We start from the raw sequence: 22,338 nt of genomic DNA on the forward strand, positions 1-22,338 counted from the left end.
TCAGGCTCCTTCAACTCGTAGGACGGACGTCACGGCGCCGACGAACCCGTGAGAATCGAGGGCGGTGACGGTGGCCGCCAGATCGGATTCCGCTGCCGTGTGCGTGCCGATGACCAGGGTAGCGGTCGGCTCGTGCCCCTCAGCACCGCCCGCCACCTGTAGCGGATCGGCGCTCGGCGGGGTCTGCACCAGCGTCTCGACCGAAACACCGTGCTCAGCGAAGATGCCGGCGATCTGCGCCAGCACGCCGGGCCGATCAAGCACCTCTAGGGTGACCTGATAGCGCGTCATCACGCGGCCGATGGGCAGGACACGTAGACCCGAGCTGGCGCTCGTGACCAGACCCGGACCGCCCACGACGTGCCTGCGAGCGGCCGACACGACGTCGCCGAGAACGGCCGAGGCAGTCTCGATGCCGCCGGCTCCTGCTCCGTAGAACATCAGGTCACCGGCCGCCTCGGCCTCGACAAAGACAGCGTTGTTCGCGCCATGCACCGCGGCGAGCGGATGTGAACGGTGCACCAGCGCCGGATAGACGCGGGCCGAGACGCCCTCCTCCCCTGTCTTCGCATCGGTCAGCCGCTCGCAGATCGCGAGCAGCTTGATGACGTATCCGGACTCGCGCGCCTGGTCGACCTGCGCGCGGGTGATGCCGGTGATGCCCTCGCGATGCACCAGGGTCACCGGCACATCGGTATGAAAGGCGAGGCGGGCGAGAATCGCGGCCTTCTGTGCGGCATCGAAACCCTCGATATCGGCGGTCGGGTCAGCCTCCGCGTAGCCGAGCTCGGTGGCGCGGGCGAGCGCGTCCTCGAGGCTCGAGTGCTCGGTATCCATCCGGTCGAGGATGTAGTTGGTCGTACCGTTCACGATGCCCAGGATCCGATGCACCCGGTCGCCCGCGAGGCTGTCGCGCAGCGGGCGGATGATCGGGATCGCCCCCGCGACGGCCGCCTCGTAGTTCAGCTGCGCCCCCACCTGGTCGGCCGCCTCGAAGAGTTCGTTGCCGTGCGCAGCGAGCAGCGCCTTGTTGGCGGTGATGACGTCCGCTCCGGACGAGATCGCGGCGAGGATGTGGCTCCTGGCCGGCTCGAGGCCGCCGATCAACTCGACGACGATGTCGGCGCCGAGGATCAGCGATTCGGCGTCGGTGGTCAGCAGATGGCGCGGTATGTCGGCGCTGCGGGGAGCGTCAAGAGTGCGCACGGCGACGCCGACGAGTTCCAGCGGTGCCCCCACGCGCTGGGCGAGTTCGTCGCCGTGATCGAGGAGGAGGCGCGCCACCTGGGCACCGACGGACCCGGCACCCAGGAGGGCGACGCGGAGGCTTCGGTACTCGATCATCGGGAGGTGCCCTTTCGTTCGATGCCGGCATCGCGGCGGAGGAGATCCTCCTCGGTCTCGCCGCGGACCAGGACGCGGGCGCGACCGCCGCGGACAGCAACGACCGGGGGTCGGCCGAGGTAGTTGTAGTTGCTCGCGAGCGACCAGCAGTAGGCGCCGGTCGCCGCGACCGCGAGCAGGTCGCCGGGCCGCACATCGGCCGGCAGGAAGTCGTCGTGAACGACGATGTCGCCCGACTCACAGTGCTTGCCGGCGACTCGCACCAGCGCGGGCTGTGCGGGAGAACAGCGATTCGCGATCCGCGCCGTGTAGTCGGCTCCGTAGAGGGCGGGACGGGCGTTATCGCTCATGCCGCCGTCGACGCTGACGTAGCGGCGCACCGCGGTCGCCCCCGCCGCGCCGACCACCACATCCTTCACCGTGCCGACCTCGTAGAGGGTCAAGCCCGCGGGTCCGATGACGGAGCGCCCCGGCTCGATCGCGATGTGCGGCACCGGGATCCCGCGCGCCGCGCACTGCTCGGCCACCGCGTCGGCCACGGCCGCTGCGATCTCACCGATCGGCGTCGGGTCGTCGGCGCTCGTGTAGGCGATGCCGAAGCCACCGCCGAGGTTAAGTTCAGGCACTGGCCCGTCGGCAAGCAGAGCCGCGTGCACGTCGAGGAGGCGGGATGCCGACTCCGCGAACCCGGCGGCGCCGAAAATCTGCGACCCGATGTGGCAGTGCAGGCCGAGCAGTCTGAGCGAGGGGAGCGAGCGGATGCGCGCAACCGCGGCCGGGCAATCGCCGAGCGTGAGGCCGAACTTTTGGTCCTCGTGCGCGGTGGCGAGGAACTCGTGGGTGTGCGCGTGCACTCCGCTGTTCACGCGGAGGCGGACGGCCTGCACCCGGCCGTGCCGCTCGGCCGCGGCCGCGACGCGCTCGATCTCGATGAGGCTGTCCAGCACGATCGTGCCCGCGCCCACCTCGACGGCCCGATCGATCTCGGCGAGCGACTTGTTGTTGCCGTGCAGGCCGAAGCGCGCAGGCTCGATGCCCGCGGCCAGCGCGACGGCCAGCTCACCTCCGCTCGAGAGATCGAGGTTCAAGCCCTCGTCACGCATCCAACGGGCAACCTCGGTCGAGAGGAACGCCTTGCCCGCGTAGTAGACGGTGACGCCCGTCCCAATGCGGCCGAACTCGCGGGCGAAGGCCTCACGCATCTCGGCAGCCCGGCGGCGCGCATCCGTCTCGTCGACCACATAGAGAGGAGTGCCGTAGTCGCGGACAAGCGCGTCGACCGACACACCGGCCACGCTGAGCGTGCCGTGCTCATCACGCCGGACGCCGTCCGACCAGACGCCCTCGGCGAGCGCATTCGCGTCGTCGGGCGTGCGCAGCCACTCGGGAGCGAGCGGATGGCGGGGGGCGCGGGCGACGTCAGTGTCCACGGATGAGACCTCACAGAAGAGACTGGGAGCCCAGAAGAGCTTCGGAGCACAGACGTTTCGGAGCACAGAAGTTTCGGAGCACAGAAGAGAGTCGGAGCCTCGCTGCGGGGCGAGCGGGTCCGGATTGACCCCTGAAGCCGGCGATGCGAGTGATCCTGCCCGCGGAAGACGCCGGCACAGGGCTCCGATCTTACCGGTCGCGCCCTCGGGGTCCGTGCCGATTCAGGAGCAGGAACCGGTCTGTTGCTCCAAGGAATCGCTCAGGAAGGTTGACGCGAGCACGAAGGAGGCGTTCAGGGACGCGTCGGTGACCTCGACGGCGGTGAGGGTCAGGCCGCGCGGCACGGAGTCGGCGATGCAGATCGAAGTTGGCGCCAGCACACTACCCACGCCCGCACCGAAGCGCTCGCGGAAGTCGCTCGCCGAGAAGGTGGCGCCTGCCACCGAGATCTCGTCCGGCGTCAGCAGGATGTCGCCGTCGACAGCCGCGAGACGCATGCCGACTCCGGCCCCGATCGAGAGGCCCAGCACGCCCACGTTCGCATGCACCCGGACGAGGGGTGGATTGAGCGTCACCGCGTCGACAGGAACGGTACTGCGCTCGATCACCAGCCGCGAGACGGAGTCGGCGTCGAGAGCGACGCTTGCGGTACCGGCGTCCACCGGTCCCTCCCCGCTGACCGGCACACCCACCAGCGTCACCGCGACGTCGCCGTCGAGTTCACCGAACGAAACGTCCGAGCTGCGCAGGTCGAGCCGGTCCAGCCGACCCGCGATGAGCTGCGGCAGCACGGCCCAGCCGACCACGTCGACGTCGACGGCGCGGTCGGCGGGCAGCGCGAGTGCCTCGCGGAGGCTCGCCGCTGCCCGGTCGGCCACAGCGCGACGGGCGACACCGTCGCCAACCACGGCGGCGACGACGAGCAGCGCGAGCACGACCACGAGGGCGACGAGCACTCGCCCTCCGCGCCGACGCCGAGGTGGCACCTCCGTCGTGCTCACATCCGATCCGGAGCGGCGACGCCCAGCAGAGAGAGGCCGGTGCGGAGCACCTGCCCGGTCGCCTCGTTCAGACGGAGTCGAGTCGAGTGCACCATCTCGATCGGATCCTCGCCCTGGGGCACCACGCGACAGTTGTCGTACCAGCGGTGATACAGCCCGGCGATCTCTTCGAGGTAGCGGGCGACGCGGTGAGGCTCGCGCAGCTCGGCGGCGTGCGCGACAATCCGCGGGAACTCCTGGAGGCCACCCAGCAGCGCCGACTCGGTCGGGTGCACCAGCGTCTCGGGCGCGAACGGCTCAGCGGGCACTCCTGACGCCGTCGCTTTCGCCGCGACCTGGCGGGTGCGGGCGTGGGCGTACTGCACGTAATACACGGGATTGTCGTTGCTGCGCTTGGTCAGCAGGTCAAGGTCGATGTCGAGAGTCGAATCGGCGGAGGAGCGCACCAGGGAGTACCGGGCGGCATCGACACCGACAGCCTCGACCAGATCCTCCATCGTCACGACAGTGCCGGCGCGTTTGGACATCCGCACCGCCTCCCCGTCGCGGAGCAGGTTGACCAGCTGGCCGATCAGGATCTCGAGGTTCACCCCCGGGGTATCGCCGAACGCCGCGCACATCGCCATCATTCGGCCGATGTAGCCGTGATGGTCGGCCCCGAGCATGATGATTGCGCGATCGAAGCCGCGCTCGCGTTTGTCGAGGTAGTAGGCGAGGTCTCCCGCGATGTACGCAGCCTCGCCATCGCTCTTGATGATCACGCGGTCGCGGTCGTCACCGAAGGAGGTGGTACGCAGCCAGGTCGCACCATCCGCCTCGAAGATGTGGCCGAGTTCGCGCAAGCGCGTGATCGCTCGGTCGACCGCCCGCGACTCGTGCAGCGCGTTCTCGTGGAAGTAGACATCGAAGTCGACGCCGAATTCGTGCAGGCTCTGCTTGATCTCCCCGAACATCAACTCGACGCCGATCGAGCGGAACGTCTCGGCGAGCTCGTCTTCGGGGAGGACAGTGAGGTCGCCGGGGTAGACGGCCACGACCCGGTTGGCGATGTCGCCGATGTAGGCGCCGCCGTAGCCGTCCTCGGGGGTCGCCTCGCTGCGGTACGCCGCGAGCAGGCTCCGGGTGAAGCGGTCGATCTGCGCGCCGTGGTCGTTGAAGTAGTACTCGCGGGTGACCTCGGCGCCCTGAGAAATCAGCATCCGCGCCAAGCTGTCGCCGACCGCGGCCCAGCGGGTGCCACCGATATGAATGGGGCCGGTGGGATTCGCCGAGACGAATTCGAGGTTCATCCGTACGCCCGAGTAAGCGGTACCGGTGCCGTATGCAGCGCCCGCCTCGACGATCACGCCGGCGAGCGCGCCCGCGGCGGCGGCATCGAGACGCACGTTGAGAAAGCCCGGCCCGGCGACCTCGACCGAGGCGACGCCCTCGACCTCGCCCAGCCCCTCGGCGAGTTCGGCCGCGAGTTCGCGCGGGTTCGCGCCCGCCTTTTTGGCGAGTTTCATCGCAATGTTCGAGGCCCAGTCGCCGTGGTCGCGATTCTTCGGTCGCTCGAGGACCACGTCGGTCAGCTCCACGCCCACGTCACTCCCTCGGCGCTGCACGGCGTCGAGGACGAGGGCGTGCAGGGACGAGGCGAGTTGTTCGGGAGTCACGGAAGGCGATTCTACCGGCCGTCGTTCCTCTCCCCCCTCGCGCCGCGGGCTTGCTCAGCAGGCAGCCGTTGCTAGGGTGCGTCGCATGCGCCGTCCTGCCGTCCTCCTGCTCGCCGCCGCTGTCCTCGCCCTCGCGGGGTGCGCTCCGACCGCAGACCCGGCACCGGCCGCGAGCGACGATGTCGCCGGGACTCCCGTCCCGCTGGCGTGCGAGCAGCTCGTGCCCGCCTCTGCGCTCCAGGGCGCGTGGGCCGGGTTTTCTCCCACCGACGATGTCGAGCGGACCGCTGTTTCCACCGAGATCGCTCAGTACGACGGTCGTGTCTGCGGCTGGAGCGACGACTCCGGAACGCAGCTACAGCTCGCGGTCGCCCACCTCGCTCCGAACGTGATCGAGGCTCTGAAGAACGAGTACTTCACGACGAGTAAGGCCGTCCCGACCTATGGGAGGCCGCCCGAGATCGAAGGCTATTACCAGGTCACCGACGGCCGCGGAGTCGCGGATGCCTTCGTCGGTGACTACTGGATCGAGACGTCCAGCGCCTCCTTCATCGAGCCGGGTGACCCCGAACCGCTCGTGCGCTCTGCTCTGGCAGCGCTCGCGGGCTAAGCCGCCGGCCAGCCGGGCCTCTCAGCCGCGATCGGTCAGCCCAGGCGGACGGGCGAGACGTGATCGTCGGTGAGCGCGATGTCGCACGTCGCCTCGACGCTGAGGCCCGTCAGCTCCAGGGTCGTCACGTAGCTGCTGAGAAACGCGGTGTCCGCTGTGTCCCGCCCCGACGAGATCCGGAGCATCGACCCGCGCGGAGCAAGCCGCGTCGCGTCGACGATGTGCCAGGCACCGCCCAACCACGCCTCCGCCACCGCGTGGAAGTCCCGCGGCGCCAGGCCCGGCGCATAGACCGCGGTCACCCGCGCGGGAATGTCAAGGGCGCGCAGGAGCCCGGCAACGGTATGCGCGAAGTCTCGGCAGACGCCCTGCCCGCTCTCGATGACCTGCGCCGCCCCTCCCGTCGCGACCGTCGATCCGACGACGTAAGAGAGGTGACCGTGCACCCACTCCTCCACCGCCGTCAGCGCCTCGAACTCGCGAGCACGCCCGAACTCGCGCCGTGCGATCCCGCTGAGCACGTCCGCCTCGGCGTAACGGCTGGGCCGAAGGTACTCGACCAGCTCGAGTTCGCTGGGCTCGTCCGGCCCGCCGTGGCCGCGGACGCTCGCGCGATAGTCGACTCGCATGTCGCCCTCGGTGCCGGCGACGCGGTGGATCCGCGCCCCGTGCCGCCCGGAGAACTCCCGCACGGAAACCGGCCGATCATCGAGGTACACCACGAAAGAGTCGTCAATCGCCTCGCCCGTCGGCGTCGCCGCCACGAGGAACACCAGGTCCGTCGGCCCACTCAGACGCAGGTCCAGCGACGTGGAGACAGTGCGCAGCATGGCTCCATCGTGGCACGCACGGAGCGCGCTCTCGCCGTCGGGAGCCGCCGCATCCGGGTGCTAATGTTGTCAGGCACTCCTGGCCCCCATAGCTCAGGGGATAGAGCACTGCCCTCCGGAGGCAGGGGCGTAGGTTCGAATCCTACTGGGGGCACCATTTCTTTTCGGCCCGGTTGTCTCTCTTCCCGCCGGAGCTGCCGAGCACGATGTGCGACTCGTCTGACCGGTCGCAACTCCTGTGTAGCAGCCATCCCCTCTGCGAGGAATGCAGACCGCGGACGCACCGAACGGATACCGCGGAGAGAACGGACGATGTCCGCGACGACGCCTATTTGCAGGATGGGAAGCCTTGCAGGAATGCGCTGAGACGTTCCTCTCTTACGTTTGACGTGACTCGCAGTCTTGCGGAAATGCTTGTCTCGAGGCGGTGATTCCGAATGCCGCCACGTAGGGTGAGCGCGTGAAGATCCTGCTAGTCGAAGACGATCCAGCCATGGGAGAGGCCCTCGTCGGCGGCCTCGAAGACGCCGGATACGAGTCCGTGCTCACCACAAACGGCATTGACGCGCTCGTCGCGTTCACCAACGCCGACTTTTCGGCCGCCATAGTCGACGTGATGCTGCCGGCGATGTCCGGCTTTGAGATCTGTCGGCGGATTCGCGAGCTGGGCAGACCGACGCCGATCATGCTGCTCACCGCGCGCGACGCGATCGAGGACCGCGTGTTCGGCCTCGACGCCGGCGCGGACGACTACCTCACGAAGCCGTTCGCGTTCACCGAACTCAACGCTCGCCTCCGGGCCCTGTTGCGGCGCAGCCCCTCCTTGATGTCGACATCGATCGACGTCGGGTTGGTCACGGTCGATGGATCGAGCATCCGCCGCACCGCCGACGGATCCCGCATCCACGTCAGCCCTAAGGAACTCGAACTCCTGAAGCTGCTGATTACGCCCGTCGGCTCCGTCGTCACTCGTCAGCGCATCCTCGCGGAGATCTGGGGTGGCGGCGAGATCGTCGACAACAACATCGTCGACCAGTACGTCAGCTACCTCCGCAAGAAGCTGCCGACGGAGCACACCGGCGTCAGCATTGTCACGGTGCGCGGCAAGGGCTACTTCCTCCGACCGGTCGAGTAGCCGGTGACGCAGGCGCGCCCCCAACCCCGTCGGAGCGGAGCCTTCTCGATCCGTGCGCGGATCACCGCTGGCACGGTCGCGGTCGCCACCGTGCTCTTCGGACTCTCGGCTCTGCTCTTCTATCAGGTGGTCACGGGCATCGTTGATCGGAGCGAGCGCACCATCCTGGCATCTGTCGAGGAGGAGGTGCGCCGCGATATCTCGATGGGCAATTCCCCACGCGCGCAAGGGTCCTCGTCCGGTCTGTTCCTTGCTCTGGCGCCCGATCAGAGCGTGCGCACCTCGACGATGCCCTCGCGACTCGGCGGGGACGTCCTCCTCACCCTCAGGACCTCCCCCGCGGAGACGACTCCGCGCTACAGCGAGGTGTCGACGTCCGACGCTCGCTACCTCGTGCGCATCGCGGAGGTCGAGGGCGAGCAGGGCGTCTGGCAGGTCGCGACCGCGCGCGACCAGGCTGCCTCGCAACTCGTCCTGGACGACTTCGCGCACGTCCTGGTCTACGCCGCGATCTTCCTGGTGGTCACCTTCGGTCTCGCGTCGTGGATCCTGACGGGCGCCGCCCTGGCGCCAGTGCGGAGGATGCGCGCACGCGCCGATGAGATCGCCGCCGATCCCGGGCAGGGGGACCAGCTCCCGGTCGTCGGCACCCGGGACGAGATCGACGAGCTGGCAGTGACGCTCAACGCGTTCCTGACCAAACAGACCGCCTCCCTCGCCCGCGAGAAGCAGATGGTGTCGGATGCGAGCCACGAGTTACGGACACCCCTGGCGGCTCTCTCGGCCCAGCTCGAGATTGCACATCACCGGGTCGAAGACGCTGCAGCCGTGGATCGGGTGATCCTCGATGCGCAAAAAAGCGTCGACCGACTGGTCAGACTCGCGTCCGCCCTGCTCGACATCTCGCGCATCGAAAGCCGGACCGTCCGGCCCGCCGCGACGTTCGCCGAACTCGTGGACGAGCTGGTCGCGGCCGTCGATCGTACGCGTCTGATCACCTCGGAGTCGGGAGTGGAGATCGACTACGAGATTGACGAGCGCGAGCCTGCCCGCCTCTACGCGGTGGCCACCCAGGACTTCGGCCGCGTCATCGACAATCTCGTGCGAAACGCGATCCAGGCACTGCACGGCGGAGGCATGGTCGTCGTCGCGCTGAACCAACTCGACGGGCGACTGTTCCTGACAGTCTCGGACGACGGACCCGGCATGCCCGCCTCGTTCATTCCGGTCGCCTTCGACCGCTTTTCACGCCCGGATCACTCGCGCGCCCTCGCGTCGGGCGGCAGCGGCCTAGGGCTGGCGCTCGTGCACACCACCGTGCTCTCGGCCGGTGGCTCCGTCACCCTCAGCAATCGCACACCCCATGGCCTTGCCGTCGACATCGTGCTTCCACCCACGGGCTCCGCCTGACATTCACCCGCCCGACGTTCAGCCGCGAAATGTCGCGAGATCCCTCCGCCTGGTCGAGACACACCGCCGAAAAGTTCTTCCTCGTCCGTTCAGGACCATCTCGCCAACGCCGAAGAAGAAGGCGGAGCGTCAGCGCGGGTCGTCCTCGGGCCGGACGGGCTGCGGCTCGCCGATAGGCGGCGGCGCCCACACGGCCTGCGGAGCCTCGGCCGGCGCGCCGTCGAGCAGGTTACGCGCCCGGTTCACGACCTCAGGGTCGACGAGCACGGAGTAACTCGTCGCGATGACCTGCATCGTCGAGGTGAAGTCGCGACGGCGCCGGTTCACGGCGTAGGAGGCGAGACCGAACAGCATCCCGAAGCCCGCCCCTAGGAGCACAGCAGCAAAAAGGAACGAGAATTCGGTCGTCGGCGAGAAAATGATGAGCAGAAGCCCCAGGAATACGCCGAGCCAGGCTCCGGACGCGGCACCCGCGAGGGCGACGCGGCCCCAGGTCAGCTTGCCGGTGACCCGCTCGACGCTTTTCAGCTCGTTGCCGATGATGGCGAGCTGACGCACCGGGAAATCGGCCCGCGCGAGGGCGTCGACCGCGGCCTGCGCCTCCTGATACGTCTCGAAAGTCGCGAGGATCTCGCCACGCGGAATTGTCGGGAAGGCTGGCCCTCGACCGTTGAACGGCGTTTGCTGAGTCACCCTTTTAGGGTCGCACAGCCGGCTTGACGGTCTCTGAGCGCTCCTGGAAGCGTGCCGAGACGGGAGGGCTCGGCGTCCATCCGCCCCCACGGGTCTAGGTTTATAGCCGTGAGTTCCGCCAGAGTCTTCGTCGCGCGTTTGGCCGGATGCAGCGTTTTCGATCCCGCCGGCGACAGAGTCGGCAAGGTCCGCGACGTTCTCCTGGTCTATCGGCAGAACGACGCGCCTCGCGTCGTCGGACTCGTTGTCGAGATCCCCGGTCGGCGCCGCGTATTCGTCTCGATCGGGCGGGTGACCAGCATCGGCAGCGGGCAGATCATCACGACCGGCTTGATCAACGTGCGCCGCTTCGAACAGCGCGGCGGCGAGGTGCGGGTCATCGCCGAACTCCTCGGCCGCCGCGTCAGCTTCGTCGATGGCTCGGGCGATGCGACGGTCGAAGACGTCGCCATCGAGGAAGCGGCGCCCAGTGAGTGGGAACTGGCACAGCTCTTCGTCCGCCGCCCCAAGACCAGCCCCTCCCCCTTCGCCAAAGGCGCGACCGCATTCGCAGGCTGGCGCGAGGTCCGCGAGAGCGTCTCGACGCAGGCGCAGTCGGCCGAGCAGTACGTTGCCAGCCTCTCCGAACTCAAGCCAGCCGACCTCGCGAGCACTCTCCTCGATCTCCCGCAGCAGCGGATGCTCGAAGTCGCCGGCGAACTCTCGGACGACCGCCTGGCGGACGTGCTCGAAGAAATGCCCGAGAGCGAGCAGGTCGAGATCCTCGGTCAGCTCGACGACGACCGCGCCGCCGACGTGCTCGACCAGATGCAGCCCGACGACGCGGCCGACCTGATCGCGCAGCTCTCGGCCGAGCGCGGCGAGGCGCTGCTCGAACTGATGGAGCCGGAGGAGGCGGACGACGTCCGCATGCTCCTCAGCTACGCGCCGGAGTCAGCGGGCGGCCTGATGACCACCGAACCCATCATCGTCTCGGCCGAGGCGACCGTCGCCGAGGGGCTCGCGCTCATCCGACGGCATGAACTCGCGCCCGCGCTGGGAGCCGCCGTCTGCGTCACCCTGCCGCCCTACGAGCCGCCGACCGGCCGCTTCCTCGGCATGGTGCACTTCCAGCGGATGCTCCGCTATCCGCCGCACGAACGCCTCGGCACCCTCCTCGACGCGAGCATGGATCCGATCACCCCCGAGACCTCCGCCGCCGAGGTCGCGCGCATCCTCGCGAGCTACAACCTCGTCTCGGTCCCCGTCGTGGACGCCGCTCACCGCCTCGTCGGAGTGGTGACCATCGACGACGTGCTCGACTACCTCCTCCCCGACGACTGGCGCAGCCACGGCGACGACGACGAACCGCGGACACCGGTCAATACGGCGACGCACGGCATCCCGCTCGCGCCGCCAGCGGTGGCCGCGACAAGGAGAGCACGACGAGGACTTAGAGGTGCGCGTGGCTAGGGACCGCAAGCAGGATCGCCGACTCGACGCGCCGAAGGGCCTGCGCACCCGGGTGCTCTCGCGCCGCAACCGCCAGAGCAGCGACCGCTTCGGCAGGCTCACGGAGTCGTTCGCTCGCGGAATGGGCACCCCGTGGTTCCTGGTCGGGATGACGATTTTCTGCGTCTTTTGGCTCATGTTCAACACCTACGGACCGGACGACGCGCGCTTTGACTCGCAAGCGCTCGGCTTCACGGTCCTGACGCTGATCCTGTCGCTGCAAGCGTCCTACGCCGCCCCGCTGCTGTTGCTCGCTCAAAACCGACAGGACGACCGCGACCGCGTGCAGATCGAGCAGGATCGCCAACGCGCCGAACGCAACCTCGCCGACACCGAGTACCTCGCGCGGGAGGTCGTGGCGCTCCGTCTGGCGATCCGCGACATGGCCAGTAAGGACTTCATCCGCTCGGAGCTGCGCGGCCTGCTCGAGGAGCTGGAGAAGGATCGCGCCCAGGAGCCTGAGCGCCGCGATGCCTGAACTCGCCGCTCTCGAGGCGGCAGTGCGCGCAGCACTCGCGCGCGTGGCCGACCCCGAGATCCGCACGCCGATCACCGAGCTCGACATGGTGGAGTCTGTGACGGCGTCGGACGACGGTGCTGTACGCGTCGCCATCTGCTTGACGATCGTCGGCTGCCCGGCCGCCTCGGCAATCGAGCGCGACGTCCGGGAGGCCACCGCGGCAGTGCGCGGGGTGACCTCGGTGGACGTGGTGGTCGGCGTGATGACACCGGCGCAGCGGACTGCGCTCACCGAGCGCCTGCAGGGGGGCCGGCGCGCCATGCCCTTCGGCCCCGACTCGCTGACCCGCGTATACGCCGTAACCAGCGGCAAAGGCGGCGTCGGCAAGTCCACCGTCACCGCCAACCTCGCGGTCGCCCTCGCCCGCCGCGGCCTGGCGGTCGGGCTGGTCGATGCCGACGTGCACGGCTTCTCGATCCCGGGGCTGTTGGGCCTGATGCACGACGGACGTGTCGCGGGCCCGACCCGGGTGGGTGAACTGATGCTCCCGCCCGTCGCGCACGGCGTGAAGGTGATCTCCATCGGGATGTTCCTCGAGGGCGACACCCGAGGCGCCGCCGTCTCGTGGCGCGGCCCCATGCTGCACCGTACGATCTCGCAGTTCCTCACCGACGTGTACTTCGGCGATCTCGACGTCCTCCTGCTCGACCTGCCCCCCGGTACCGGGGACGTCGCCATCTCGATCGGGCAGCTGCTCCCCCACGCCGAGGTTCTGATCGTGACTACCCCGCAACCGGCCGCGGCCGACGTTGCGGAACGAAGCGGAGCCCTCGCACGTCAGTCCGGTCAGCGCATCATCGGAGTCGTCGAGAACATGTCGGGGCTGCTGCAGGCCGACGGTTCGGTGCTCGACCTCTTCGGCAGCGGCGGTGGAGCCGAGGTGGCCCGACGATTGAGTGCATCGGGAGAGACGGTTCCGCTCCTGGCCTCGCTGCCGATCAGCGTGGCGCTCCGATCCGGCGGTGACGACGGGATCCCCGTCGTGGTCAGCGATCCCGCGGATCCGGCCGCTCAGGCGATCGATGAGCTGGCCACAACTCTTGCCGCAAGGCCCCGTGGACTCACGGGCAAGCGACTGCCGATCGCGCGCGGCTGAGTCTCACGGGACGTGGAACTCAAGTGGCTTCGGAATCAATAGGCGGCGGGGGCACGTTCGCGAGCGAGCCCGCTCCGACGGAGCGCTGCATCGTGGTGTAGTAGCTGTCCTGCGCCGCGCCAGTGCCGCCGGGCGAGACCGGGGCCGCGACCGTCGAGGGTGGTTTGACGGCCGGCGTCGGCTCGTCATCGAGGAGGGCGTCACGGATGATGCGCCGAGGATCGTACTGTCGCGGATCGAGCTTGCGCCAGTCGACCTCGTTGAACTCGTCGCCCATCTCGTCCTTGACGCGTTCGCGTGCCTGCGAGGCGAATCCGCGAACCCTGCGCACGAGCTGCCCGAGCTGGGCTGCGTAGTACGGAAGGCGATCTGGCCCCAGCACGAAGACGGCGATGACGCCGATGATGAGGAGCTTGTCGAACGTCAAACCGAACACGAGGACAACACTAACCCGCCGCGCCTGCGCGGCGGAGCCCGCGCGCCACCGTAGCCTGACCGTGCCGCACGCGACCCGTCCGGCGCACCGATCAGAGGAGCCCACCTGTGTCCGATAAGGATGCCAACTGGAAGTACGCCGAGGACGCGATCGTCGAGTCAGAGGCCATCGCCTCGGCCCGCCGGCTCTCGGTCGAGCTGGGCATCGATGCCGTCTCTCCTTCGATCGGCGCGCAATCGGCGCTGGTCGCCGCCGCCGCGCGCGCGACATCGATCATCGAGATCGGCACCGGTACCGGAGTGAGCGGCCTGTGGCTCCTCGATGGCGCGCCGGAGGCGATGCTCACCTCCATCGACTCGGAGGCGGTGCACCAGCAGCACGCACGCGCCCAGTTCCACGAGGCGGGAATCTCGCCTGGCCGCCTCCGCCTCATCCCGGGCCGCGCCCTCGAGGTGCTCCCGAGGATGAACGAGAACTCCTACGACATCGTCTTCGTCGACGGCGACCCGCTCCAGGTCATCGAAAACGTCGAGCATGCGCTGCGCATGGTTCGACCGGGCGGAACCGTCCTCATTCCGCACGCCCTCTGGCGCGGTCGTGTAGCCAATCCCGCGCAGCGCGACGAGAGCGCGACCGCCTTCCGCACTCTGGTCGCCGAGGTCTGCGCCTCGCCCGCCGTGGTCAGCGTGCTCTCGCCTATCGGCGACGGCCTGCTGCAGGCCAACAAACGCCGCGCCTGACCCGTCGGCGGAACGAGCCACGCGACACGGCCGACTTCCACGAATGAGGGAACGCCCGCCGCACGGTGCGCGACGGGCGTTCTCGACGGTGCGATTCAGGCGGGAGACACCACCGACGCGAGCGCATCGTGCAGCTCTTTCGCCTCTGCATCGTTGACTGAGACGACGAGGCGTCCGCCTCCTTCGAGCGGAACACGCACGACGATGAGTCGCCCCTCCTTAACAGCCTCCATCGGTCCGTCTCCGGTCCTCGGCTTCATGGCCGCCATAGAGTTCCCCTTTCGTGACGTATGCCTCTTATTATCCCGTATCCGCGGAGTCGTTCAGAACCGCGAGGTGAGCCGACCTGCCCACGGCATCACGGCGGAGTCCAGTCGCCGGGCGTGAAGACCCAGCACAGCAGCAGCCAGGCGACCTGACCGACGATCGACGCCGCCACGACGAACACCCGGAAGAGAGCCGATCGCGGTACAGCGAGCGCACCTGCTAGCGGGAACATCGGCATCAGGATGCGGAAGGTGCTCGACTGCGGGTAGAAGAAGGCGAAGAGGTAGATCGCGTAACCACTCACCCACAGGCGCGAAAAGATGTCGAGACTCCGCGTGGCTCGGGACAGCAGGACGACGAGGAATCCGAGCACCACGATGACGGTGACGCCCATGCCGACGATCGGCGAGCCGAACCACAGGTCGCCCCACCAGGCTCCGCCGGCGAACCACGAGGTAAAGGGGATGAGGTCGTGTTTACCGAGGAACACAGCGCGCCAGGCGAGTTCGGTGTCGGTGTAGGCGCTCGGGGAGCCGGTGACCGCCCAGGCGATGAGGAGCCAGGCGAAGCCCACCGCGAGACCCCAGACCGTCAGGGCGACCACGGGAATGCACTCCGAGCGGGGAAACGTCTCGGTTCCGCGGACGTGCCGCCAGACCCGGTAAAGGAAGTAGAGGCCCATCATCGCCGCGATGGCGAGACCGCTCGGGCGCAGCAACGCGAGAACGAGCACGACGGGGAAGGCCCAAGCCCACCGGCGCCGTAGCAGAAGCAGAAGCAGAACGGCCGTCAGAAGGATCGCGGCTGACTCGGCGTACCCGATCTGCAGGATCGGCGACGTGGGAGCGACGCAGAAGAAGACGATGCCCATCAGCGCTTGGCTCTCGCTGAGCGAGACGCTGAGCAGGCGGTAGATCACCAGGCAAGCGGCCGCGCTGCACAGAACCGCGACCAGCACCGCGGCGCTCGACCAATCAAGGCCAGTGACGGACATGAGACCGCGGACCGTGAAGGGGTAGACCGGCATGAATGCCCACGGGTTTTGTTCGACCCCGCCTGAGGGCGAGAGCGGCAGCACCGACGGGTAGCCGGTCATGCCAATCCTCTTATACCACGCGCTGTCCCACGTCGTCGCGAAGCGGACGTAGATGTCGCGCAGGTCCGTCGACTCCCCCGACAGGGGTGTGAGGCGGAGCATGATTGCGGTCGTGATCACGCGGGATACCGCGAAGATCGCGAGCACTCGGATCCACCAGGGCAGTGCCCCCAGCCACCTCCAGAGCGAGCGCGCACCGGCAGTCTCTGTTGGCCGCGTCACAATCTCAGCGGCACTCACGCGGAGAGCCAGCAGCGCACCGAGCCATGGACGTACGGACCGGCCACAGAACGGGGATCGGACGATCGGATCAACCTTTGAAGGAACGACCATCGTCGTCGCGGCTCACCGGCTGGTGTGAGGAGACACATTGAATTTACTGTACCCGCGTGAGAGAGGAGGAAGCCGCCGCGGATTGCCCCCCATCCGAGCGTAGCCCCAGGGAGCGAGCCACCGACCATCCCTTCGCCGGTGGAGGAGCCGCGTCCGCGAGGGATCACGGTGGTGTCCAGTCGGAGCCGTTGACCGCCCAGCAGATCGAGATCCAGGCGATCTGACCGCCGATCCCGAGCAGGACCGAGAAGACCCGAAATACCGGGGAGCGCGGCACGGCAAGCGCTCCCACGAGCGGGAACATCGGCGCGAGCAGGCGGAACGTGCTCGACTGAGGGAAGAAGAACGCGAACAGGTACACCCCGTATCCGGCGATCCAGACGCGGCTGAAAAGGTCGAGGCGCCTCGTCCACGGTGCCGCGAGGATCGCGATGAAAACTGCCACGAGCAGCCCGACCACCATCATCCCGAATACCGGCTCGCCGAACCACCACAAGCCCCACCAGGTGCCGCCCTGAAACCACGGGGTGAACGGGAAAAGCTCCTGGTAGCCGATGTACACCGAGCGCCAGGCAAGTTCGGTGTCGGTGTAAGCAGTCATCGATCCCGTCACGGCCCAGGCGATGACCGGCCAGAGGAGGCCCACGACCAGCCCCCAGGCGGTCAGCAGGACAGCGGGCAGCCATTGACTCCGCGGGAACGGCGTGCTCGAGCGACGCAGGACCCGAACCACGACGTACAGACCCAGGGCGGCGGCGAAGGCAAGGCCACTCGGCCGGGTGAGGCCGAGCAGGAGCACGACGGGAACAGCGAACAGCCAGTGCCCTGTAACAAGCAGCAGCAGCAGGATCGCGGTCAGCATCATCGCCATCGACTCCGCATAGCCGAGCTGCAGGAGCGGCGACGTCGGCGCCACGCAGAAGAACAGAACGGCGACCAGCGACTGCGACCCACTGAGGGAGTGCCGGAGTAGGCGGAACAGCGCGAGGCAGGCGCCCGCTCCGCAGAGCACCGACACGACAACGGAAGCAGGTGCCCAAGCGAGACCCGTGGCCTCCATGAGCAGCCGCACCACTCCCGGGTACAGCGGCATGAAAGCCCAGGCATTCTCGGCGACGTGCCCTGCCTGGGTGATCGGCAGGACCTGCGGATAGCCGCCGACGGCGATGATCTCGTACCAGCGGCTATCCCAGAGCGTGGCGAAAGCCGAATAGGAGGGTGACGGGCCAGTCCAGGGATTGGCGGCCTGAGCCGCAGCGAACCGCAGCAGGATCACCGTCGTAACGACGCGGGTGGCGAGGTAGACGGAGAGAACCTGCGCCCACCACGGGATCCGCCGGAGAACGGAGCCCCGCGGCGCAACGGCCGTGGTGGCGCTCATGCGGACACGGAGAGCCAGCGGCGCAGTCCCGCGGCGCAGTCCGTGATCTCGTCAACGGCCACCCGCTCGTCGTCAGCATGGGCGCGGAGGGGATCGCCGGGTCCGTAGTTGACGGCCGGGATGCCCATCGCCGAGAAGCGGGCGACGTCGGTCCAGCCGTACTTCGGCTTGACCGCGGCCCCGACGGCAGTCAGGAAGGCGCGGGCGAGCGGGGCGTCGAGGCCGGGGCGGGCCCCCTCCGCTAGATCAGCGACCTCGACCTCGAAGCCGTCGAAGAGCTCGCGGATGTGCGCGACGGCTTCCTCGCCGGTGCGGTCAGGCGCGAAACGGTAGTTCACTTGCACGATGCAGAGGTCCGGGATGACGTTGCCGGCGACTCCGCCCGAGATGCGAACAGCATTGACGCCCTCACGGTAGATCAGACCTTCGACCTCGACCTCGCGCGGCTCGTAGGCCGCGAGGCGCTCGAGGGCGGGAGCCACCGCGTGGATGGCGTTCTCGCCGACCCAGCTGCGTGCCGAGTGGGCGCGGAGCCCGCGGGTGACGACGTCCACGCGGAGGGTGCCGTTGCAGCCGCCCTCGACGTCGCCGTGCGTCGGCTCTCCGAGGACCGCAAAATCGGCGCTGAAGAGATCGGGGCGATGGCGGGAGAGGCGACCGAGGCCGTTGAGGTCAGAGTCGACTTCTTCGTTGTCATACCACATCCAGGTGATATCAACTGCGGGGTCGACGAGTTCGGCGGCGAGCACGAGCTGGACGGCGACTCCGGCCTTCATGTCGACCGTGCCGCGGCCGACCAGATAATCGACGCCGTCGATCGTCTCGGCAACCACCGGGAGGTTGCCGTTGATCGGCACCGTGTCGAGATGCCCGGCGATCACGACTCGCTGCGGGCGGCCGAGATTCGTCCGGGCGACAATGGTGTCGCCATCCCGAATCACCTCGAGGTGCTCGTACTGCTCGAGCGCCCACTGGACGGCGTCGGCGATCGCACGCTCGTCGCCCGAGACCGACGGGATGTCGCAGAGCGCTCGGGTGAGGGCGACCGGATCGGTGCCGAGATCGAGCGGAGGGGCAGCGGTCGCATCGAACATGCGCCCCAGGGTAGCGGCGACATCCTCCGCGATACCCTGAAAGGCATGACCCTTGATCCCTCCGGTGACTCCCCCACGCCCGCCTCCGCCTGGGGATACGGACTCGCCACGATCGCCGCAGACGGCACCGTTCTCGACACGTGGTTCCCGGAGCCGCGTCTCGGCACGATCCCCGCGGGACGGGACCCGTGGATCGTCCCGGCGGAGTTCGAGGCGCAGGCAGGAGAGGACCCGCGGCGCGACGTCCGTATTGACATCGTCACCTTGCAGATCGACATCCAGGCGCCCCCTGCCTCCACCTCGGACGCCTACCTGCGCCTGCACCTGCTCTCGCATCTGCTGGTGCGGCCGAACGAGGTGAATCTCGACGGAGTCTTCGCCCACCTGCCGACCGTCGTCTGGACCAACGCGGGTCCCGTCTCACCGGAGTCGTTCACGCGCCTGCGCCCCTCGCTCCGGCGCCACGGCATCCAGGCAACCGGCATCGACAAGTTCCCCCGGCTCACTGACTACGTCACTCCCGAGAAGGTGCGGATCGCGGACACCTCGCGCGTTCGTCTCGGTGCGCATCTCGCGCCGGGCACGACGGTGATGCACGAGGGATTCGTGAACTTCAACGCCGGCACACTCGGCAGCTCGATGGTCGAGGGACGGATCTCCCAGGGCGTCGTCGTCGGCGACGGCTCGGACATCGGCGGCGGAGCCTCGATCATGGGGACGCTCTCGGGCGGAGGAGTGCAGCGCATCTCGATCGGCGCACGAGCGCTTCTCGGTGCGAACTCGGGCATCGGCATCTCTCTCGGCGACGACACGGTGGTCGAGGCGGGCCTCTACGTGACGGCGGGCACCAAGGTCGTGGTGGTCGGAGGTGCTCCGCGTGCCGACGGTGGACCGCAGACGCTCAAGGCCGTGCAGCTCTCTGGCGTGCCGAACCTACTCTTTCGCCGCAATTCGCTGACCGGTGCGGTCGAGGTCCTCCCCCGCACCGGTGCCGGCATCGAGCTGAACGCCACCCTCCACGCCTGACCCTCGGCCCGCCTCGACGCTCGCGGGAGTCCAGACGGTGGGGATTAGCGGACTGACGGCCAGGGACGTTCGGGCGAGCCCGTGTAGAGCTGTTGGGGGCGGCCGATCTTCGTCTGCTTGTCGATGTTCATCTCGCGCCAGTGCGCGATCCAGCCGGGGAGACGGCCGATGGCGAAGAGAACGGTGAACATCCGCGTCGGGAAACCCATCGCCTTGTAGATGACGCCCGTGTAGAAGTCGACGTTGGGATAGAGACGGCGCTCCTTGAAGTAGTCGTCCTCGAGCGCAAGGGCCTCGAGTTCCATGGCGATGTCGAGCAGCGGATCCTTCACTCCGAGAGCCTGAAGCACCTCGGATGCGCTCTCCTTGACGAGCTTGGCGCGCGGGTCGTAGTTCTTGTACACCCGGTGGCCGAAGCCCATCAGGCGCACGCCCTCTTCTTTGTTCTTCACGCGCTCGACGAAGGTCGAGACGCTCTCGCCCGACTCACGGATGCGTCCGAGCATGGTGAGCACGGCCTCGTTCGCGCCGCCGTGCAGTGGGCCGAAGAGGGCGTTGATGCCCGCCGAAATCGAGGCGTACAGGTTCGCCTCGGTCGAGCCGACGAGGCGAACAGTAGAGGTCGACGCGTTCTGCTCGTGGTCCTCATGCAGGATGAGGAGGCGATCGAGGGCTTTCGAGAGCACGGGGTCGACCTGGTACTGCTCGGCCATCGTGCCGAAGTTCAGCCTCAGGAAGTTGTCGACGAAGCTCAGCGAATTGTCCGGGTAGAGGAATGCCTGGCCGATGCTCTTCTTATGCGCATAGGCGGCCATGACCGGCAGCTTTGCGAGGAGACGGATGGTGGACAGTTCCACCGCCTGCGGATCCTTGGGATTGGAGCTGTCTTCGTAGTAAGTCGAGAGAGCGGAGACTCCGGCCGAGAGCACCGACATGGGGTGGGCACTGTGCGGCAGCGCATCGAAGAAACGCTTGAGGTCCTCGTGGAGCAGGGTGTGACGGCGGATCCGCTCGTCGAACTCCGCGAGTTCATCGGCCGTCGGCAGCTCGCCGTAGATGAGGAGCCAGGCGACCTCCAGGTACGTCGCGTTGGTGGCGACCTCCTCGATCGGGTAGCCGCGATAGCGCAGGATCCCCTGATCACCGTCGATATAGGTAATCTGCGACTTCGTGGCCGCGGTGTTGACGAAGCCGTAGTCGAGCGACATGAAGCCGGTCTGCTTCGTCAGGGTCGAGAAGTCGATGCTCGAGGCGCCGTCGGCGCTGCGCAGGACCGGGAACTCCACGGTTCGTTCGCCAAAGGTCAGGGTGACCTTCTCGGGGAGCTGCTGCTTCGCCGTCGCTGCGGCCGGCCGCGTCGCTTCCTCGGTGGCGGGCTCCGAGGAACCTGCCGTCGTGGTTCCCTCGCTCTGCGTGCCGGATTCAGTCACAACGCCTCCCAGGTCGTCGCCGTCGCACCCGGAGGCGCTCGCGGAACGAGCTGCACCGGGTCTGGATCGCGGTACGGCCGAGGTCGTATGAGGCGCCGTCGACCGAACCGCATACAGCCTATGGGCAAAGGCTGGGCACTGTGACATCGTTCAGGACTAGCGCCCCACCCTTGTTCAGACCCGCTAAAACCCGCACGGACGGGGGTCAGAGACCGGCGGACAGGCGCTTGGCGGCGGCGGCGATCCGCTCATCGGAGGCGGTCAGGGACAGGCGGACGTGCTCGGGGAAGCCGTCGCCGTAGAAGACGCCGGGGCCGGCGAGGATTCCGAGACCCGCGAGGCGCTCGATCGACTCCCAGGCGGGGCGACCCTCGGTCGCCCACAGGTAGAGGCCGGCCTCGCTGCGGTCGATGCGGAAGCCAGCCGCCTCGAGCGCCGGGCGGAGGCGGGCGCGACGGGAGCGATAGCGCTCCTTCTGCTCGGCGACATGATGGTCGTCGCCGAGAGCCGCGACCATCGCCTCCTGCAGCGGCGCGGGGACGATCATGCCCGCATGCTTGCGCACGGTGACGAGCCGCGAGATGAGGGCCGCGTCTCCGGCGATGAAGGCGGCGCGGTAGCCCGCGAGGTTCGACTGCTTGCTCAACGAGTAGACACCGAGGACGCTGCGGCGCTCCTCACCGACGACCCGCTGATCGAGGATGCTCGGGATCGGCTCGGTGGCCCAGGGCTCCTCCCACCCGAGCTCGGCATAGCACTCGTCCCCGGCGATCACAGCGCCCAGCTCGCGTGCGCGAGCCACGGCGCGCTGCAGGGCGGCGACGTCAAGAACAGCGCCATCGGGATTGCCGGGCGAGTTGAGCCAGACGAGTCGGGTCCGCTCGGGCCACTCGGAGGGATCGTCCGAGGCGAATGCCTGTGCCCCCGCGATTGCCGCTCCCATCGCGTACGTCGGGTAGGCGGCGCGCGGATGCACGACCACATCACCGTCGCCAAGGCCCAGAAGGAAGGGCAGCCAGGCGACCAACTCCTTCGAGCCGATCGTCGGCAGCACCTCGTCGGGGCGTAGCCCGGGGACGCCGCGGCGACGGGCGTACCAGGCGGCGATCGCCTCGCGCAGCGCCGGCGTGCCGACCGTGGTCGGGTAGGAGTGCGCGTCGGTCGCGCGGGCCAGCGCCTCGCGAATCGGACCCGGGGTGGAGTCGACCGGCGAGCCGATCGAGAGGTCGACAAGACCGTCCGGATGCTCGGCCGCCACGCGGGCGAACGGTGCCATCAGGTCCCAGGGGTAATCCGGCAGCGTGCCGAGGGCCACGGGG

General features: G+C 68.3%; 21 protein-coding genes and 1 tRNA gene. 9 read left to right on the top strand and 13 right to left on the bottom strand.

The annotated features are described in order from the left end of the window. The 4 genes from B0H03_RS08455 to argS form a co-directional block, all read right to left on the bottom strand. A complete protein-coding gene (locus tag B0H03_RS08455) occupies window positions 1–1,344 on the bottom strand; it encodes a homoserine dehydrogenase (protein ID WP_104264351.1) in 1,344 nt (447 codons plus the stop codon). Further along, window positions 1,341–2,774, bottom strand: coding sequence for a diaminopimelate decarboxylase (lysA, locus tag B0H03_RS08460; protein ID WP_104264419.1), 1,434 nt, complete (start codon window positions 2,772–2,774; stop codon window positions 1,341–1,343). Before lysA ends, B0H03_RS08455 begins: the two co-directional genes overlap by 4 nt. A 222-nt stretch (window positions 2,775–2,996) precedes the next feature. Next, complete coding sequence (locus tag B0H03_RS08465) at window positions 2,997–3,731, bottom strand: LmeA family phospholipid-binding protein (protein ID WP_160487292.1); 735 nt, start codon at window positions 3,729–3,731, stop codon at window positions 2,997–2,999. A gap of 41 nt (window positions 3,732–3,772) precedes the next feature. Continuing rightward, window positions 3,773–5,431, bottom strand: coding sequence for an arginine--tRNA ligase (gene argS, locus B0H03_RS08470; RefSeq protein ID WP_104264349.1), 1,659 nt, complete (start codon window positions 5,429–5,431; stop codon window positions 3,773–3,775). A gap of 85 nt (window positions 5,432–5,516) precedes the next feature. Between argS and B0H03_RS08475 the strand changes: the two genes are divergently transcribed. Beyond that, window positions 5,517–6,041: a hypothetical protein gene (locus B0H03_RS08475; RefSeq protein ID WP_104264348.1), complete on the top strand. Its 525-nt coding sequence runs from the start codon at window positions 5,517–5,519 to the stop codon at window positions 6,039–6,041. 35 nt (window positions 6,042–6,076) lie between these two features. On the opposite strand, the gene B0H03_RS08480 is transcribed toward B0H03_RS08475, so the two are convergent. Then, a complete protein-coding gene (locus tag B0H03_RS08480; RefSeq protein ID WP_104264347.1) occupies window positions 6,077–6,871 on the bottom strand; it encodes a transglutaminase-like domain-containing protein in 795 nt (264 codons plus the stop codon). An 82-nt stretch (window positions 6,872–6,953) separates the two neighbouring features. On the opposite strand from B0H03_RS08480, the gene B0H03_RS08485 reads away from it, so the two are divergent. The 3 genes from B0H03_RS08485 (at window position 6,954) to B0H03_RS08495 (ending at window position 9,416) form a co-directional block, all read left to right on the top strand. Beyond that, window positions 6,954–7,028: transfer RNA gene (locus B0H03_RS08485), tRNA-Arg, on the top strand. A gap of 303 nt (window positions 7,029–7,331) precedes the next feature. After that, window positions 7,332–8,006, top strand: a complete 675-nt coding sequence (locus B0H03_RS08490; protein WP_241560412.1) for a response regulator transcription factor — start codon at window positions 7,332–7,334, stop codon at window positions 8,004–8,006. Between the two features lie 3 nt (window positions 8,007–8,009). Then, window positions 8,010–9,416: a sensor histidine kinase gene (locus B0H03_RS08495; RefSeq protein ID WP_104264345.1), complete on the top strand. Its 1,407-nt coding sequence runs from the start codon at window positions 8,010–8,012 to the stop codon at window positions 9,414–9,416. Window positions 9,417–9,545: 129 nt separating this feature from the next. Here B0H03_RS08495 and B0H03_RS08500 read toward each other — a convergent pair whose 3' ends face one another. Beyond that, window positions 9,546–10,109 (bottom strand): YflT domain-containing protein, encoded by a 564-nt coding sequence (locus B0H03_RS08500; RefSeq protein ID WP_237399436.1) that lies wholly within the window; start codon window positions 10,107–10,109, stop codon window positions 9,546–9,548. 108 nt (window positions 10,110–10,217) lie between these two features. On the opposite strand from B0H03_RS08500, the gene B0H03_RS08505 reads away from it, so the two are divergent. From B0H03_RS08505 to B0H03_RS08515, 3 genes are read left to right on the top strand one after another with little or no spacing between them, the layout of a single operon-like run. Then, complete coding sequence (locus B0H03_RS08505; protein ID WP_104264344.1) at window positions 10,218–11,561, top strand: magnesium transporter MgtE N-terminal domain-containing protein; 1,344 nt, start codon at window positions 10,218–10,220, stop codon at window positions 11,559–11,561. Further along, window positions 11,554–12,078 carry a DUF1003 domain-containing protein gene (locus B0H03_RS08510; RefSeq protein WP_104264418.1) on the top strand — a complete coding sequence of 175 codons (525 nt, stop codon included), beginning with the start codon at window positions 11,554–11,556 and terminating at the stop codon, window positions 12,076–12,078. Before B0H03_RS08505 ends, B0H03_RS08510 begins: the two co-directional genes overlap by 8 nt. Further along, window positions 12,071–13,216, top strand: coding sequence for an Mrp/NBP35 family ATP-binding protein (locus tag B0H03_RS08515; RefSeq protein WP_104264343.1), 1,146 nt, complete (start codon window positions 12,071–12,073; stop codon window positions 13,214–13,216). The genes B0H03_RS08510 and B0H03_RS08515 overlap by 8 nt, the downstream gene beginning before the upstream one ends. Before the next feature lie 19 nt (window positions 13,217–13,235). On the opposite strand, the gene B0H03_RS08520 is transcribed toward B0H03_RS08515, so the two are convergent. After that, window positions 13,236–13,652 (bottom strand): twin-arginine translocase TatA/TatE family subunit, encoded by a 417-nt coding sequence (locus B0H03_RS08520; RefSeq protein ID WP_104264342.1) that lies wholly within the window; start codon window positions 13,650–13,652, stop codon window positions 13,236–13,238. A gap of 107 nt (window positions 13,653–13,759) precedes the next feature. Here B0H03_RS08520 and B0H03_RS08525 point away from each other — a divergent pair, with 107 nt between their 5' ends. Further along, window positions 13,760–14,392 carry an O-methyltransferase gene (locus tag B0H03_RS08525; protein WP_104354302.1) on the top strand — a complete coding sequence of 211 codons (633 nt, stop codon included), beginning with the start codon at window positions 13,760–13,762 and terminating at the stop codon, window positions 14,390–14,392. A 95-nt stretch (window positions 14,393–14,487) separates the two neighbouring features. On the opposite strand, the gene B0H03_RS08530 is transcribed toward B0H03_RS08525, so the two are convergent. The 4 genes from B0H03_RS08530 to dapE form a co-directional block, all read right to left on the bottom strand. After that, complete coding sequence (locus B0H03_RS08530; protein ID WP_068208299.1) at window positions 14,488–14,661, bottom strand: DUF3117 domain-containing protein; 174 nt, start codon at window positions 14,659–14,661, stop codon at window positions 14,488–14,490. A gap of 89 nt (window positions 14,662–14,750) precedes the next feature. Next, entirely contained in the window at window positions 14,751–15,995 is a 1,245-nt protein-coding gene (locus tag B0H03_RS08535; protein WP_127843929.1) for a hypothetical protein, read from the bottom strand. Between the two features lie 256 nt (window positions 15,996–16,251). Next, window positions 16,252–17,469, bottom strand: a complete 1,218-nt coding sequence (locus B0H03_RS08540) for a hypothetical protein (RefSeq protein ID WP_237399437.1) — start codon at window positions 17,467–17,469, stop codon at window positions 16,252–16,254. Beyond that, the gene (dapE, locus tag B0H03_RS08545; RefSeq protein ID WP_104264339.1) at window positions 17,466–18,563 is read right to left on the bottom strand and encodes a succinyl-diaminopimelate desuccinylase; all 1,098 of its coding nucleotides are present in this window, start codon (window positions 18,561–18,563) and stop codon (window positions 17,466–17,468) included. Before dapE ends, B0H03_RS08540 begins: the two co-directional genes overlap by 4 nt. Window positions 18,564–18,608: 45 nt before the next feature. Here dapE and dapD point away from each other — a divergent pair, with 45 nt between their 5' ends. Further along, entirely contained in the window at window positions 18,609–19,589 is a 981-nt protein-coding gene (dapD, locus tag B0H03_RS08550; protein WP_104264338.1) for a 2,3,4,5-tetrahydropyridine-2,6-dicarboxylate N-succinyltransferase, read from the top strand. A gap of 44 nt (window positions 19,590–19,633) precedes the next feature. Here the strand turns inward: dapD and B0H03_RS08555 are convergent, their stop codons facing one another. Continuing rightward, window positions 19,634–20,896 carry a citrate synthase gene (locus tag B0H03_RS08555; protein ID WP_104264416.1) on the bottom strand — a complete coding sequence of 421 codons (1,263 nt, stop codon included), beginning with the start codon at window positions 20,894–20,896 and terminating at the stop codon, window positions 19,634–19,636. Between the two features lie 328 nt (window positions 20,897–21,224). Beyond that, on the bottom strand, window positions 21,225–22,334 hold the full coding sequence (dapC, locus tag B0H03_RS08560; RefSeq protein WP_104264337.1) for a succinyldiaminopimelate transaminase: 1,110 nt from the start codon (window positions 22,332–22,334) through the stop codon (window positions 21,225–21,227). Window positions 22,335–22,338 lie beyond the last annotated feature (4 nt).

This window comes from Rathayibacter iranicus NCPPB 2253 = VKM Ac-1602, assembly GCF_003149025.1.
GTDB lineage: Bacteria > Actinomycetota > Actinomycetes > Actinomycetales > Microbacteriaceae > Rathayibacter > Rathayibacter iranicus.